Here is a 15559-nt window from a genome sequence, read left to right on the forward strand (position 1 = left end):
CGTGGCCTGAGTGTCGATCACTCCACCATCCATCGATGGGTCGTCCACTTCTCCCCTCAGTTGCTCGAGCGCTTTAACCGTCGTAAGCGGTGCGTTACTGGCAAGTGGCATATGGACGAGACATACATCAAGGTCCGCGGCGAATGGATGTATCTCTACCGCGCCATCGACAGCCTCGGCGACACGGTCGAGTTTCTCTTCAGCGAAAGCCGTGACCTGCCGGCGGCCAAGCGCTTCCTTCGCAGGGTGTTGGATCGTCACGGCCGGCCGGATTGCATCGTCATCGACGGCAGCCAGACCAATCACCAGGCGGTCATTTCCAGCGATGCCGAAGACCGCCTGCGCGACCGATCGCGGCGTTCACTGAACTCGATCCGCATCCGCAGGAGCAAATATCTCAACAACCGGATCGAGCAGGACCATCGGCGCATCAAGCGCCGCATCCGGTCCATGCTCGGCTTCAAATCGACGGCAAGCGCTGAAGTCATTCTCTCCGGTATCGAGATGGTCCACATGATGCGCAAACGGCAGGCGAGGTTCGCCGACAATCCACGCCCGTCAATCGCCGAGCAATTCGAACTTACTGCCGCTTGAGCCCCAGTGCATGCTCCACATCCGTGACCTCGATACCGTTTGCGACAGAACCACCTTGATGGCGTCGATGGTGCCGGTCTGTGTCACCAAGGAATTGAGGCAACGCACGCGGAAAAGCCCCGCCATAAGCTCATAGGCGCTCGTCCCGTCATTGGCATTCTTGAGCAAGATTTCACAAACCGTGTCCCCGACATTGTAGACCTTGCCGTCATCGATGCGGCGCAGGCGGATGAGATGCTTTGTAAAATCTGCCTTGCCTTCGGTACGGCTGTGCGACTGCTTGGCGCCGACAGGCACGAAGCCCTCGTTCTTGAGACCGCGCAACACCTCGATAGTCGGGATGGGTTTGAAACGCTCGGACCGGCTCTCATGACTGGTCACGGCGAAGATCGACGGTGCGAGGCGGCGCATTTCGCTTTCAGCTAGGGCTCGTCCGGTGTCGAAACGGGCGGTCTGTGTGTAGATGCTCATTGTCTGTCTCCTGGGTTTGCGTTTCCCGAAGGGAAAGCCCCATTCGGGCGAAGCCTCCCCGGTCTTTCCGGGGGAATGGCCTCTGACATTCCCCCGGACAAAGGGGGGAGGGCGAAAGCCCGCCCCACGGCGGCGGACGGGACTGTCAAGCGGCGTGGCGCGGAAGGTGGGAGATCTTCTCGGGTCCGCTTGCGGACTGGCGCGGAAGATTTTCCAGCTTCACGGGCCGCTTGACCGGCCTGGCCGGCGATGTCATGGGGCGGAAACAAACAAGGCGGCCCGCCACGGGCCTCAGTCCCGGGTGCGCAAGCAGCCGCTGGACAAGCGATCGTTACCGGGATCGGCGAAGACGGGCGCAGGCCGGCTCCGTGCCCTCGGCATAGAGCGTAGCCGGCCGGAACGGGCGGTGGCTCAGGGATGCGACCACCACGGTATTTTTCGGATGGCTATGAGCTCTTTTTTCGAAAACGGGTGAAGAGTTGGGCGATGGCGTAGGTGGTGTAAACCTTTTTCCCGTCGCGTTCGTCGCGGGAATTCGAGCCGTCGTTGCCGGAATCGTCCAAGCGACACGGAGCGGCTCCAGGCCCACCGCGTCTTCAAGGGCAAGCGCGTCGGTACCAATCTTTCCGATCAATCGGAAAGGTTCATTTTTTGAATCGCCTCCGCAATTGATTTGGCATCCAACGCGATCAGCGCACTTTGCATGCAGCTCTCAATATCGGCGACCTTCTTGCCCTGAAGCAACGCGATTTCGGCGATGGTCCTGCCTCGAGAAATCCACCGGATGCAGGTGTTCTCAAGTGGCGAAAGCATCAATGTCTTCATGCCTCAAATTATCCAAGTTAGTTACGTTATAACATCTCAGATAAGCATAATTATGGAACTCCACAAGCATCCGCTACCGTCCCAGAGACATGCCTAGTCCGCATGAAAGGCGGCGCCTATTTCCCCGCTCGGCCACAAGGCTGCGATGATCGGGGCGTTGAAGCTCGGGTCGTCGAGCTTGACCGAGATGTACTCCTCGCCATCGTTGGAGACCGCCTTCCAGCCTGCGCCGACCTCACATTCGCGGACGTTGTCATCGATCCTCCGCCGGCGCGTCACTGACGGTTTCAGCTCCGGGACGATACTCCTGTCAGATCATGCTCGCGCCGCGGCACGCTCCGCGACATTGAGAGCGGCAATTTCCTTGCCTGCTCCTAGGCCCGCAACATTCGTCCCAGTGCCAACATCTGCGGCGTCAAAATCGCAGCACAGAAATCGTACATTTCGGTTGGCTGGGACGAATAACAGGCGACCACCATCTCGGCTTTCGGCGCGATGTAGAGGAGTTGGCCATGAGCCCCCCGTGCCTCATACGCGTCTAGTTCGTCATGTGTAATCCACCACATGCTGCGGTAGGAATATCCGGGATACAAGGCATTGTCGAACCGCTCGCGGTCGCCGCCCGCTCGTATGTCATGCACGGCGGAGGTCGGAATCAACTGCTGCCCATTCCACGCCCCTTCGAGCCGCATCAGCTCCCCGAACCGCGCAAGATCCCGCAGACTCGCATTGAGTCCGCCACCCGCCATCGGCGTCCCGTCGGGATCGACGATCATCTCGCCGTTTTCCTCGCAACAGAGTGGTCCCCAGAGGCGCTGCTGCAACAATTGCGCCAGCGACAGGCCCGTAACGCGGGACATGACCCAAGCCATGACGGCGGCATTTGGGGATTTGTAGGCGAACATTTTGCCGTGAGCGCCGTTTTGTCGGAATGTGAGCAGATAGTCGCACATGGTCCGTGGCCCGGCTTCGCCAATGGGCCATGCTCGCAAGCCGCCCGCACGCTCAAATGCCTGACCATCGGAGCGGTTGTCCGTATAATCCTCGCTGAACGCCAGACCGGTTTGCATATCCATAACGTGGCGCAATTTAGCTTGATCCCACGCTGTTCCACGCAATTCTGGAATATAATACGGAACCAGCTTGTCCCCGTCGAGCACGCCCTCGTGCACGAGGGCCGTAGCGAGCGTGCCTGCATAGGACTTCGTTATCGACATGGTCGAATGCGGAAGATGGGGCTCGAGCGCACCGAAATAACGTTCAAACAAGATCCGTCCACGATGCAGCACCATGATGCCATCGACATAGGTTTCGGACAGGGCTTCGTCGAAACGCCGTATCTTTCCTCCCGCATCGGAAAACTCCAGGGCGCCGATCTCGATTGATTGATCATCCCGCGTGAACGGCGAAGGCGCAACCGGGCCTCGCCAGATGTTCACGGTCGGCATGAGTTCACGCATGTGCGAAAGCGACCAACGGTTCTGGGGAAAGTCGCGGAAAGTGCCGTCCGCAAAGCTGACATGCCGGTTTGCCGGCGGCGGTGCTCCAACCATCCAGCCCCACTGACGCGGGTCTGACGCGCGACCGTCCAAATAGAGGCTCGCGCCCAATTCCAGATTGCTCATTAACTTGCTCCAACTACTCGTCGAGGTGCCTGGCACGTAGACAGTCCGTTCGGTCGCTTCCCGCCTCCGCTCCGAAGGCTCCCAATGCCGTCATCGTTCATCATTTTACGCATCAACCCGTGGCGTCCCACCGGAATGCACCTTGGCCGGAGCGCCGCAGCGCACTAATAAGGAAGCATCGATCATTCTATGCGGTAGCGGTCGACCACATTTAGGTCGGGATCGATCCCAAGGCCCGGGCCTGTCGGAACCGCGAGCTTTCCATCCTTCGGGACAGTCGCGCCTCCGAAAAGCTCGGCTTCGAAATCGCAATAGAGCCGTTCCAGCAAAGGAACCGTGCGCATTGACGCGTTGATGTGGACGGTGGCGATCATCCCCGGTCCGAACAAGGCGCAATGCGGCACGAATTCCACGGCATTAGCCTCGCATAGTGTGGCGATCTTCAGCAGTTCCGAGATACCGCCTGTCTTGGCGACATCAGGCTGGGCGATATCGATTGCCCCGGCATCGATCATCGCAACGAAATCGTGGAGAGATCCAGCATTTTCCCCGGCGGCGATCCGGTGCCGTTTTTGGGCGCGAATCCGCGCCAGACCTCGATAATTCTCTGGCGGCCAAACCGGCTCCTCCAGCCACAAGAGATCGAGGTCCGCCAGACGGGCATCCATCGCGAGAGCCTCTGCCACGGACCAAGGACAATTCACGTCCAACATGACGGCCGCCTGCCCTTCGGCGGCCTGGCACGCCGCAGCGATCTCCGGGTAGTTTACTTCGTGGAGCTTGATAAATCGGTATCCGCGGTCGATCGCTTGACGGGTTGCAGCTGCCACGCCTTCCGGGCTGTCATAGCGCAACAGACTGGCATAGACATTCACATCCTGCGCGAATGAGCCGCCAAGCAGATCGACCAGCGACAATCCGGCTGCCTTGCCTGCGATGTCCCACAAGGCAATGTCCACCGCAGAAATAGCGTACATAATGGGGCCGACACGGCCGAAATTTTGCAAGCCGAATTCCAGCTTGAACTTGATTTTTGAAATCGCAGCCGCATCTTCGCCGACGATCAACGGGAAGATCCTGGTTTCGATGAGACTTTTGAGAGCGGTATCCTCTGTTCGCGAAAATGCTTCGCCCCAGCCGATAAAACCGTTTTCAGTCTCGATTCTGACTAGCATAGTATCGAATGTATTCTTGGATCCACCCGTAAAATTCCAAACCGGCTTCGCATCGCTCTGAAATGGAATCGCGACGAGAATGGCTTCCGCTTTGACGATGCGGCCAGCCTTTCGTGACACGTAGCTCTGGGGATTGAGAGTGCGGTCGACGTTCAAAAGATTCTCCCTGCGTAGTAATCCAACTGAATGTAGGCCGAAAGAAAGCTGTTTTCCGGCCTGGGCGATAGCTCCACGTCGACAAATTAGTGACGGGCTCCATTCCCTATGTCGATTGTTGACAATTGACATTAGTTGATTAGTTCCATAGAAAATGTCAACTGCAAAAGCGAACGCGTGGAACATGTCATGAGTGGTATTGCCGATCTTGAACCGGCGACGAAACAAAGCCTGGATCGCGTTGCTGCGAACAGATTGCGTGATGCGCTTGTATCCGGCCGAATAGCTGCCGGCTCGCGCCTTACCGAGATTAGCTTAGCTGAGCAGTTCGCTCTGTCACGGGGAACAATTCGCGCCGCCTTGCAGCGGCTGGTCTCTGAGGGACTTGTCGTGCAACGACCCTATGCGGGTTGGGAAGTAACTACTTTGGCGCCACACGACGTTTGGGAACTAGGTACATTGCGCGCGAGTCTTGAGGGATTGGCGGGGCGGCTTGCTGCAGATCGAATTGACGACGCGGGAAGGGCCACTCTCCTCAAAAGTTTCCGTGCTATGGAAGATGCTGCGCGTGATGAAAGTCAGGATCTTTTGACGGCTGATCTTGCGTTGCATAGGACGATAGTAAGCTTGTCGGGCAACGAGCGCCTCGCCCACCACTATGACCTTATTGCTAATCAACTGAGGCTTTACATTGCCTCGTCCAACCATCTCGTCGGGGTCGAGGGTGGAATCATCGAACGGCATTATGAACTTATCAAGCCGATCCTGAACGGTGACGGGGACGCTGCAGAGCAAGCCTTTCGGGATTTGTTCCGGCGCGCCAACCGCGAGCTCGTCGAATTTCTTGCACCAGGTTACCAGCAGCCAATGGGTACTGTACACGCTTCGAAAAAGTGAGCGCAACGAAGCAACCATACTGAAGCTTAGAGCTGCAACCCGACAGTCGCTTGCCTTTGGTTATGAGAGCGGCAATTTTCAGAAAGTCAGCGGGCGCTCCTGGCTCGCCGACGGGATTGGTTTTAGATTAGGTTGGCAACACTAAAGGCCTGCCTCGGTATGCTCCAGCGGGTCTAAACTGGACGCGCTGATTGAGTGAGTCCCGAGTCTCGCCCAGCAGGCGGCTTCCCATCATCATTCGTAGGCGGCGAACAAGATCGGCTACCACAGCACAAACTCCCCGCACGGAAAACACCATACTGCTTGAGTCACCGGCCGGCGATCACCGCTGCGATACATCGATCCCGTAAGCCCCGGCTGCCATAATAATCAAGATGGCCCGCATCCGGCTAACATTAGACTTGACAATGTCTATAAAATTTATAGCTGTTGCGATTGTTAACAATTATCATTTGTCGATGCGTCGCTAGGAGAGTGCAATGGCGTTCACGCCCCTTCCCCATCACTGCCTTAACTTTCGGGGCGCGAGCACCGGTGATGCTGCCCTGCGTATGGCCGAGGATACCCGCCGACATTCTCTGAGACGGCACCCACTCATGGATCACGTCATGCCCGTCCTGCAGCGTCGCGGCCTCATCGCGCGAATTGCGCACCAACTTTACGGAAGCATCCCGGCATCCCGCATGGCAGACGCGATCAACTCGCCGTGCAGCCTTAATTTTCGTTCCTTAAATCCGGAGTTCCCCATGTCTACGTCCAATGTCTTCCATTCGCCGTCCCTGCCCAGCAATAGCAACCAACGTTTCAAACCTCGAGCAGCAGCCTTTGCGTTCGCAATGTCCGCTCTCTCGATCGTTGGAATAGCCCATGCTGAAGATAAGCCGCGAGAAGGCGGCATCATCCGCTATGCACATTATCAGGAGCCACCATGCCTATACGGCGGCTGGGTGCAGCAGTGGTACTTGCAGCGCCAGTTCAGCGACAATCTCGTCGCCAGGGCTGAAGATGGGACGATTCTGCCTTGGCTTGCGACCTCCTGGGATGTTTCGAAAGACCGCAAGTCCTACACCTTCCAGATCAAGCCGGATGTGACGTTCACAGACGGCACGGCGCTGGATGCGCAGGCGATCGCCGATAACATCAACGGATGGCTGAGCGACAATCCGGATCTCGCGAATGAAACCGCCGGCCCTTATCTTAATGGTATCTTCGAAGCTGCCGTCGCAACCAGTCCACTGACGCTCAAAGTGACATTGAAGACTCCCTTCGAGCCGTTGCTCAATGTCTTCGCGCAATCCTCTCAAGGCATCTTGTCGCCGACGGCCCTGAAGCGTGGCAAGGCCGCGAACTGCGAAAAACCGGTCGGTTCGGGCGCCTTCATCGTGGAACAATGGAACCGTGGGAAGAACGTGATCTTCCGCCGCAACCCCAACTACAACTCTGCACCGGCCCATGCCAAGCATCAGGGGCCCGCTTATGTGGAGGGAATAGAATGGCGTTTTCTTGCCGATCCGACGATCCGTTACGGCTCGCTGCTGACTGGCGAGTCCGACGTTGTCTATCATATCCCGGCCGTAAACTGGCAGGATGCCAACTCGCGGTTCAAGGTAATACGCCACATTACCGGCGGTACACCGCTTCGGCTCGCGCTTTTCTCGGAACGGCCGCCCTTTAATGACTTGCGTGTTCGGCAGGCGTTCGCCTACGCTTCAGATCGGAATGCTGCGGTCCAGGCGGCGTTTCTCGGCTCACTGCCCTACGAGGGCAACTTTTCCCTGAGCCAAAGTTCGCCTGAATACGTCAGCGATCTGGCCAAGTCCTATTCCTATGACGTCGACAAGGCCAACAAGCTCCTCGACGAGGCCGGATGGATTGAGCGCGATGCAAACGGCATCCGCCTGAAAGATGGCAAACCACTTATCGTGCGCATCACCTATACAAACGCCTTCTCCCCTCCGGATGGTGATCAGGTCTTCCAGATCATCCAGCAACAAGCCAAGGCCGCAGGCTTCGATGTCCGACTTCAGCCGACGAACCAAGCCGATTTCTGGGCAGGAAAGAACCTTGGCCCAAACGACTTCGAAGTCCTCCCGCTCTATTGGGTTGCGCCGGGCGCCGAGATTTATCGTATCTCCTACAAACCTGACCTGAATGGGGTGCGCAATCCTTTCAATCCATCGCGCTATCAGGATCTGGCTCTTTGGGACATCATTCAGAAGGCGGAGCAGACCGCCGATAAGGCGTCGCGGACCGCTCTCTATCAGCAGGCTGAACGGCGGATCGTGGAAAACGCGCCATCGCTAGGCTACACGGTTCTGGATGTGACTCTCGCTTCGGCCGACAACATCAAAGATATCTGGCTCGACGGCGGCTCGGTGGGAGAGCCCGTCTTCTCCGATGCCTATTTCACTGACAAGAAATGAGCGCGGTGGCGATGAGGAACAACCGAAGCTTTTGGTTTGTGCGCCGGATCCTGTCCGGCGTGACCGTGGTCTGGGCCGCGGCGACATTCACGTTCTTCACGCAGTTCCTGATGCCCGGAGAGCGCGCCCAGATCATATTCAACTCAAGAAGCGGCAATGTCGGCGACATCCCGCCTGGGCAGCTCGTGGCGATCAACGCCCAATATGGCTTTGACCAGTCCGTCATCATGCAATACGGACGATACATCTGGGGTCTCCTGCGCGGTGACCTCGGCCAGTCCTACTTTCAGTATCAGCCCGTCACCAAACTGATCGCGGAACAGATCGGGCCGACGATTGCGCTTGCCTTCACGGCGTTGGCGACCGCTTGGGTGTTGACCATCGTCACGACTGTCCTGTTCGCGGGACGCAACAATGTTGGCGCTAGGGCCGTCAGCGGCTTACAGCTAATTCTGGCGACCTTGCCCCCATACTGGCTGGCGACGATCCTGCTCGTCGTCTTCGCGATCCAGCTTCGGTGGTTTCCTGTCGTCGGTGGCAACACGGTCATGGGGCTCGTTCTGCCCACCCTTGCGCTCGCCTTGGAAATCTATGGCTTCCTGGGTCAGGCGGTTCAGAGCGAATTCACACGGGTCCTCGAGCAACCGTTCATCACTTCGTCGAGAATGCGTGGCTCAAGTGATCTGAGCGTCCGGTTGCGCCACGTGCTGCGGAACGCCGCGTTGCCAGGGATCACGCTTTCAGGCTGGATGATCGGCAAGCTTCTCTCTGGTGCGGTCTTGGTCGAGGCGGTGTTTGGTCGCCAGGGTCTTGGCGTTCTTCTCGTCGCGGCGACGAACTCTCGGGATGTCCCCGTCGTATCGGGGCTGATCCTGGTTTCCGCGGCACTCTTCGTCGTCGTCAGCCTGGTTGTCGACCTCGCCTACCAGATCATCGACCCAAGGATCAAAGTGGCATGACCTCCACCACGACATCCGCTGCAGAGGCAAGGCCGCTCGCTCGTGGCAGGATAGCGACCGTCGTGCGCAGCATTCCGGTCTCGGTCTATGCCGCCACTTTCGTCGTTGCTTTCTTTGCCGTTGCAGCAACTGCACCGCATCTACTTCAGACACATGACCCGTTCGCGCTGGATTTGCTGTCGCCCTTGCAAGCACCATCGACCAGCCATTGGCTGGGGACCGACCAATCGGGGCGAGACCTTTACTCCCGTATTGTCGAAGGGGCGGGCCAGTCGCTTTCGATCGGCATCGGCGCGACCGCGCTGAGCCTGGCCCTCGCGCTCATCCTGGGTGTGACTGCGGGACTGTCGGGCGGTTGGGTCGACAATGTGCTCAGCGGCTTCTTCGATATTCTCTTTTCGCTGCCTACGCTTTTCCTGGCGCTGCTGTTCGTCTCGTTGTTCGGCGCGACGGTGACGACACTGGTGATCTCGGTCGGGATTGGAACCGCGCCCGGTTATGCCCGCATGGTGAGGGCGCAGGTTCTGAGCGTGAAGGCGACGGGCTATGTTGAGGCAGCAAAGGCGCTGGGCCACATCCCCCGGCGTATCCTGTTTAGGCACATTCTTCCGAACGCAATCAGCCCGCTTGCGACGATATTCACGCTCGGCGTAGGACAGGCAATCATCTGGGCATCAGGTCTTTCGTTTCTGGGCTTGGGTGTTGCTCCTCCAGCCCCGGAATGGGGCGCGCTTCTCAACGCTGGGCGCAACTACGTGATCTACGCCTGGTGGCTCGAAATCATGCCCGGTCTTGCAATCGCAATCTTCGCACTCTCGCTCACCATCATCGGGCGGCATGTCCAGCAGCGCCTGGAAGGAAGGATCGACCCCTCATGAATGTGAATTATTCCACAGCTTTGTTCCGATCAAACTCACCGCAGCATGAAATCGCAAATCCGTTGCTTAAAGTGGACAATCTAAAAGTCGCCTTCGGGCCGGCACACGCCCGACAAGCTGTCGTGAAGGGCGTTTCGTTCACCGTCGAGCACGGCCGGTGCGTCGCAATCGTCGGCGAGTCCGGCTCGGGCAAAAGTGTTACGGCACGCACGCTCGTCGGCCTGACGGGGCCGAACTCACACGTCGAGGCGGACAGACTCTCGTTCGATGGCAAGAATATCGCCAACCTAGGCGACAAAGAATGGCGAAACTTTCGCGGCAAACATATCGGCTTCGTCCTGCAGGACGCGCTCGTTTCGCTTGATCCGCTGAGACCGGTTGGTAAGGAGATCGCCGAGGCGTTCACCGCGCATCGGTCGGGTGGATCGCGGCAAGAACTAAGAGAACACGTAGTCGACCTTCTAAAGCTTGTGGGCGTCCCGGAACCGGAGATCAAAGCACGACAGCTTCCGCATCAATTGTCGGGAGGCCAGCGCCAGAGAGCATTGATCGCAACCGCGATTGCTCTCGATCCGGCTCTGTTAATTGCAGATGAGCCAACGACGGCTCTGGACGTCACCGTCCAAGCGCAAATCCTTGATCTGCTGGGTGAAACGCGGGCGCGCGGTAAGGCCATGATCCTCATCAGCCACAATCTTGCGGTCGTCTCGCAGATGGCCGATGAGGTCATCGTCATGCGGCACGGTGAGGTTATCGAACGTGGCCTTTCCGAACAAATCTTTAACGATCCGAAGCACGAGTACACCCAGCGTCTGTTGCAAGCGATCCCGTCGGCCAAGTCGCGGGGCAAACGCCTGGTGTCTGCATCGCCGTCCCGCCTGACCATGCCGGAAACGAAAGTCGGTTCGCTCGCCCAATCGCCCATCGGAGAACCGAGTGTGTCCGATGAGCTACTTCTCAAGGCGAAAGGCCTCGTCAAAAAGTTTCGAGGACCCGACGGTAACCTGCGGACCGTCGTGAACAATGTGTCATTCACCCTCGGCCGGGGAGAAACGCTCGGCATCGTCGGCGAGTCGGGATCCGGAAAAACGACGGTTGCACGCATGGCGCTCGCGCTCGAAACGCCAGACGAAGGCGAAGTAACCCTCGACGGGTCGCCATGGACATCCATCGATGAAAAGGCACGCCGTCATCGACGCTCCGACATTTCCTTGATCTATCAGGATCCGCTCAGTTCGTTTGATCCGCGCTGGACGATTGAGCGCATCATCGATGATGCTCTGGAGAAACGATGTGGCGAAACGCCCAGGGAGAGCCGACAGGCGCAGATCGTCGAATTGCTCGATCAAGTGGGATTGTCGCCTTCCTTCAAAGTCAGACGTCCTCTCGAACTCTCCGGCGGGCAACGCCAGCGCGTCGCGATCGCTCGGGCGATTGCCCCCCGTCCAAAAATCATCGTTTGCGACGAGCCGGTATCGGCTCTCGACGTCTCCATCCAGGCGCAGATCCTTGACCTACTCGGAGACCTTAAAGCGCACCTGGGCGTCTCGTATCTCTTCATCTCGCATGACCTCGGAGTCGTGCATCATCTCAGCGACCGTGTCCTCGTGATGAACCATGGTGGTGCCGTCGAAGCCGGCGGAGTTGATGATGTGTTTCTGCGCCCCCAGCAGGCCTATACCAGGAAACTGGTCGCCGCCGTTCCGCAGTTGCGCGTCAAAGCTGCTTAAAGCGCCTGCCACGAGGCCACAGTCTCGCAGCACACAACCTGTCAAAAGAGGTTCAAGTTCTCGCGGCTCAATTGGCGCATGACGATCTCAGAATGATCCGATGGCGCGGGGAGATGCGAAGAAGGATGTTTCGAATGTCGGGAGCCGGATAATTATGGCTAATCAGGACGCGCTGGCCAATGGATTGTCGCCGTTTCGACAAGTGCGTGATCCTCTGGTAGCACGATGAAGAATAGCGCGGGACCATAAAGGACCTCGAGCCGAGGAAATTCAGTCATGCCCTTTTCGTCGAAAACGATCGCGCGATCGATTGCACCGGGCATGTCTTGCTGCAATCGCACTTGCGGAGAAACGCGTGCCAGTCCTCATCCGTGCGGGCTGACGCGCTTTAATCTCTTCCAGCTTACTATCGCAAGAACCGATTCTCGTCCGCCTTGACCCGGTCCATTTTCTGCAGCCGGAAGATCTCTTCCACCGGCACGATGTCCTTGTGCACGTTCTGCACGCCACCATCAGCTATGATGCGGCGGAAGGTAGTCTGCATCGCCGTAGCAGCGGCACGAATACCATAATTGCCATAGATGGTCATCTCGATGTTGCCAAGCGCGCGGATGCGGCTAGCATCGAGGTCCGGATAGGCGTTCGGAACGATGGCTAGTGGAACGCGTCCCTGCCAGGCACGCGAGAAGCTTTCGATTTCGGCGGGATCTTTCTGTTTCGAGTGGATCAAAATCATGTCCGCCCCGGCCTCGGCATAGGCCATGCCGCGCTTCAACGCCTCGTCTTCGCCAAGCCCCGCGATTAGGGCTTCAGTGCGAGCAATGACGAGAAAACTGGGATCGATGCGAGTGGAAACAGCAGCTTGGATCTTGCCCTGGAACTCCTCGACACGCAGCAGTTCCTGACGCCCGTCAGCGGCAAGGCTTGTGACCTTCGGGAAGGTCTTGTCCTCGATGACGACTGCGGCAGTGCCTGCCTTTTCGTATTCGCGCATAGCGTGGATGACGTTCAAGGCATTGCCATAACCCGTATCGATATCGGCAACGATCGGTAAAGACGATTGACTGGCGATCGCCCGCAGCATGTCGAGATGCTGTGTCATTGTAATCAGGCTCATATCGGCAAGCCCATAAAGCGCCGAAAGCTCGAAGCCGGAAGCCCAGAGACCATCGAAGCCGGCCTCCTCGGCAAGGATTGCCGACAGCGGACTATGGGCCGCCATGATGTGAACAAGGCCGCGTTCGGCCATGCGATTACGCAGTTGCTTTGCTTTGCTCATAGGTCTTCTCACTTTTGGAAAGGGCTTCGCAGGCGGCAAGAATGCGGCCACAAGCGTGCTGCAATTCCTCGACTGACGCGGCGTAGGAGATGCGGATATAGGGCGAGGCCATGAAGCCGCTGCCTGGCACTACAGCAACGCCGAATTGCTCGAGAAGATACATGGCGAAATCCGTGTCGGTCTCGATCACCTTGCCCTGCGGCGTGGTCCTGCCCATCACGCCGCCGCAATTGACGAAGACATAGAAGGCGCCGTCCGGCGTGCGGCACCTGAGTCCTTGTGCCTCGTTGATCTTTTCGACCACGAGATCGCGGCGCTTGCGGAAGCTGGAGACGAAGTCGCCGAGATAGTCCTGGTTGCCACCGATCGCCTCGATCGCTGCATATTGCGAAATCGAGCTGGTGTGGGACGAGGTCTGGCCCTGGATCGTGTTCATCGCCTTGATCAGATCCTTCGGCCCGGCGCCATAGCCGAGCCGCCATCCGGTCATGGCGCTCGATTTCGAGACGCCGTTGACGGTGAGCGTCCGGCCGATGAGGTCTGGCGCGGCTTCGGCCATCGTGGCGAAACGCTCGCCGTAGACGAGCTTCTCGTAGATATCGTCGGCAAGCACGTGCACCTGAGGATGGCGGCGGAGAACGACGGCGAGCGCCGCAAGCTCCTCGTTCGAATAGACCGCACCGGTCGGATTGTTGGGTGAATTCAGCATCAGCCACTTGATGCGCGGCGTGATCGCCGCCTCCAGATCCAGCGGCTTCAGTTTGAAGCCGAAACGCTCGTGGCAGGCGACGAGAACCGGCTCGCCGCCGGCAAGCCGCACCATGTCGGGATAGGACACCCAGCATGGGGTCGGGATGATCACCTCGTCGCCCGGATCGAGGCTGGCGAACAGCGCATTGAAGACCACCTGCTTGGCGCCGCAGCCAACGGTGATCTGGTCGATATCGTAATCGAGGCTGTTGTCGCGTTTGAGCTTGTCGCTAATTGCCTCGCGAAGCGGTTTGACGCCGGCCACCGGAGTGTAACGCGTCCTGCCTTCACGTATGGCAGCAATGGCGGCCTGCTGGACGGCCTCTGGCGTATCGAAATCCGGCTCGCCTTGGCTCAGCGTGATGACATCTATGCCTTGCTCACGCAGGGCGGCCGCCTTGGCCGTCATGGCCTTGGTCTCGGATGGGCGAACGGCTTGTAGTCTCTTGGCGATGAGTGGCAAGGCAAATTCCTCGAAGCTCTAGATTTGCTCCAGAACTAATCGCGCAGTGCTGATCTGGCCAGCTCGGTTATCGCGTAAACCAAACCAAATGATCGTATTTTGCGATATTAGCGGGTGCGCTCTGCTATCGGGGTCGCGTGTCTACCTCGGTCATATTCTTGCAGAGCCGTGTTAGCCAGCGGCAGAAGGCGCGTGCCACATCTGGATTGGAACCGCGGTCGATGGCATAGGCGCGATATTGCATACCGCTCGGCGCACGTGAGCCTGGAAGCACTTCCAGAAGGCCCTGCCGGATCAACTCCGCTACAACGATATGCGGCGTCACCAGCAGGCTGTTGCCGGTCGTGACCGCCGGCAAGGCGAGGTAGTGGTGGTCGTAGCGCGCGCCGGACGTGACGTCAGACGTTTTCAGGTCCATACCACGCAGCCAAGTCGGCAGAATGTCAGGGCGGGAGGTCACGGCAATAACGGGTGTATTTCGTAGGGCCTTGAGTCCACGACCGGCGACACTGTCCGGGGCACCGACACAGACGAGCTGTTCGTCATAGATGTCCCAACGGTCTCCAGGTTCCGTCAGCGTGATGTCGCGGGTTAGAAGCACATCAAAGCTGTCGGTCGAGGCTGGGGCCGTCAAAGTGCTGATGACGTCGACGGTAACGCCACCCGTTTCCTTCGAAAACTCGCGCAGATTGGGGATCAGCACTGTGTAAGCGAAGGTGGAAAGCGAGGTTCTGACCACAAGACGGTTGGCATCCTTGCGACCATTGCGGCGCATCCGCTTTGCGGTGAACAGGATCGTATCGAGCGGCTCGGCGACGGCGTCAGCAAACAGTCTTCCGAAGTCTGTCAGCTGGCTTTGCCTGCCCCGTCGCTCGATCAGCTTGGCGCCCAGATACTCTTCCAGCACTGCAACATGCCGGCTGACCGAACTCTGCGTAATTCCAAGAGTCTTCGACGCCTTTGTGACAGTGTTGTCGCGCGCCACCTGCACGAAGGCACGCACCGCATTGAGCGAAATATCGTCAGCTCCAGCCAAAATCATTCTCCGTTAGATACGCCTTCGATTCATCCAGAAACGCGCGGGGGCTATCGTATTATTCGATGATTGTCACAGCCATGTAACAAAAAACGTCAATGTTCCCCACCGACATCAAGGACTCTGGGCAAAGGTTTGCCACCGCTGTGCCAGGTTGAAGGAGGTAACAGGCGATGGCAGCCATAACCATCGAGAAAATTGAGAAATCCTTTGGCGCGACCTCCGTTCTTCACGGCGTGTCGTTGTCGATTGCGGATGGTGAGTTTCTGACGCTGCTTGGGCCGTCGGGTTGCGGCAA

At 58.2% G+C, this 15559-nt stretch carries 13 protein-coding genes and 1 pseudogene; 6 read left to right on the top strand and 8 right to left on the bottom strand.

Annotated features, from left to right (window positions below; translation table 11 throughout):
* A partial coding sequence (locus tag GA0061102_RS31520; RefSeq protein ID WP_139115134.1) for an IS6 family transposase occupies positions 1–594 on the top strand: 594 nt, incomplete at its 5' end.
* On the opposite strand, the gene GA0061102_RS31525 is transcribed toward GA0061102_RS31520, so the two are convergent.
* From GA0061102_RS31525 to GA0061102_RS31545, 5 genes and pseudogenes are all read right to left on the bottom strand, one after another.
* Complete coding sequence (locus tag GA0061102_RS31525) at positions 559–1065, bottom strand: DUF932 domain-containing protein (RefSeq protein ID WP_245298199.1); 507 nt, start codon at positions 1063–1065, stop codon at positions 559–561. The two genes, GA0061102_RS31520 and GA0061102_RS31525, sit on opposite strands and share 36 nt — an antisense overlap.
* 630 nt (positions 1066–1695) lie before the next feature.
* The gene (locus GA0061102_RS31530; RefSeq protein WP_092856467.1) at positions 1696–1890 is read right to left on the bottom strand and encodes a LuxR family transcriptional regulator; all 195 of its coding nucleotides are present in this window, start codon (positions 1888–1890) and stop codon (positions 1696–1698) included.
* 93 nt (positions 1891–1983) lie between these two features.
* A pseudogene (locus GA0061102_RS31535) lies at positions 1984–2127 on the bottom strand (DUF736 family protein); the annotation flags it as partial.
* A gap of 137 nt (positions 2128–2264) precedes the next feature.
* The gene (locus GA0061102_RS31540) at positions 2265–3515 is read right to left on the bottom strand and encodes a serine hydrolase domain-containing protein (protein ID WP_092856470.1); all 1251 of its coding nucleotides are present in this window, start codon (positions 3513–3515) and stop codon (positions 2265–2267) included.
* Between the two features lie 182 nt (positions 3516–3697).
* Entirely contained in the window at positions 3698–4978 is a 1281-nt protein-coding gene (locus tag GA0061102_RS31545) for a mandelate racemase/muconate lactonizing enzyme family protein (RefSeq protein WP_159432230.1), read from the bottom strand.
* Positions 4979–5035: 57 nt separating this feature from the next.
* Here GA0061102_RS31545 and GA0061102_RS31550 point away from each other — a divergent pair, with 57 nt between their 5' ends.
* The 5 genes from GA0061102_RS31550 (at position 5036) to GA0061102_RS31570 (ending at position 11733) form a co-directional block, all read left to right on the top strand.
* Positions 5036–5743 carry a GntR family transcriptional regulator gene (locus GA0061102_RS31550; protein ID WP_092856475.1) on the top strand — a complete coding sequence of 236 codons (708 nt, stop codon included), beginning with the start codon at positions 5036–5038 and terminating at the stop codon, positions 5741–5743.
* Between the two features lie 479 nt (positions 5744–6222).
* A complete protein-coding gene (locus GA0061102_RS31555) occupies positions 6223–8166 on the top strand; it encodes an ABC transporter substrate-binding protein (RefSeq protein WP_245298200.1) in 1944 nt (647 codons plus the stop codon).
* A gap of 11 nt (positions 8167–8177) precedes the next feature.
* Positions 8178–9125 carry an ABC transporter permease gene (locus tag GA0061102_RS31560; RefSeq protein ID WP_245298201.1) on the top strand — a complete coding sequence of 316 codons (948 nt, stop codon included), beginning with the start codon at positions 8178–8180 and terminating at the stop codon, positions 9123–9125.
* The gene (locus GA0061102_RS33775; protein ID WP_092856479.1) at positions 9122–10003 is read left to right on the top strand and encodes an ABC transporter permease; all 882 of its coding nucleotides are present in this window, start codon (positions 9122–9124) and stop codon (positions 10001–10003) included. Before GA0061102_RS31560 ends, GA0061102_RS33775 begins: the two co-directional genes overlap by 4 nt.
* Complete coding sequence (locus GA0061102_RS31570; protein WP_245298202.1) at positions 10000–11733, top strand: dipeptide ABC transporter ATP-binding protein; 1734 nt, start codon at positions 10000–10002, stop codon at positions 11731–11733. Before GA0061102_RS33775 ends, GA0061102_RS31570 begins: the two co-directional genes overlap by 4 nt.
* Positions 11734–12139: 406 nt before the next feature.
* On the opposite strand, the gene GA0061102_RS31575 is transcribed toward GA0061102_RS31570, so the two are convergent.
* The 3 genes from GA0061102_RS31575 to GA0061102_RS31585 all read right to left on the bottom strand — a co-directional run bounded on the left by GA0061102_RS31575 (position 12140) and on the right by GA0061102_RS31585 (position 15267).
* On the bottom strand, positions 12140–13012 hold the full coding sequence (locus tag GA0061102_RS31575; protein WP_092856485.1) for an isocitrate lyase/phosphoenolpyruvate mutase family protein: 873 nt from the start codon (positions 13010–13012) through the stop codon (positions 12140–12142).
* Positions 12987–14225, bottom strand: coding sequence for a pyridoxal phosphate-dependent aminotransferase (locus GA0061102_RS31580; protein ID WP_167668105.1), 1239 nt, complete (start codon positions 14223–14225; stop codon positions 12987–12989). The genes GA0061102_RS31575 and GA0061102_RS31580 overlap by 26 nt, the downstream gene beginning before the upstream one ends.
* Before the next feature lie 124 nt (positions 14226–14349).
* Entirely contained in the window at positions 14350–15267 is a 918-nt protein-coding gene (locus GA0061102_RS31585) for a LysR family transcriptional regulator (protein WP_425348586.1), read from the bottom strand.
* Between the last annotated feature and the right edge of the window lie 292 nt (positions 15268–15559).

The organism is Martinezella miluonensis, from assembly GCF_900094545.1.
Lineage (GTDB): Bacteria > Pseudomonadota > Alphaproteobacteria > Rhizobiales > Rhizobiaceae > Rhizobium > Rhizobium miluonense.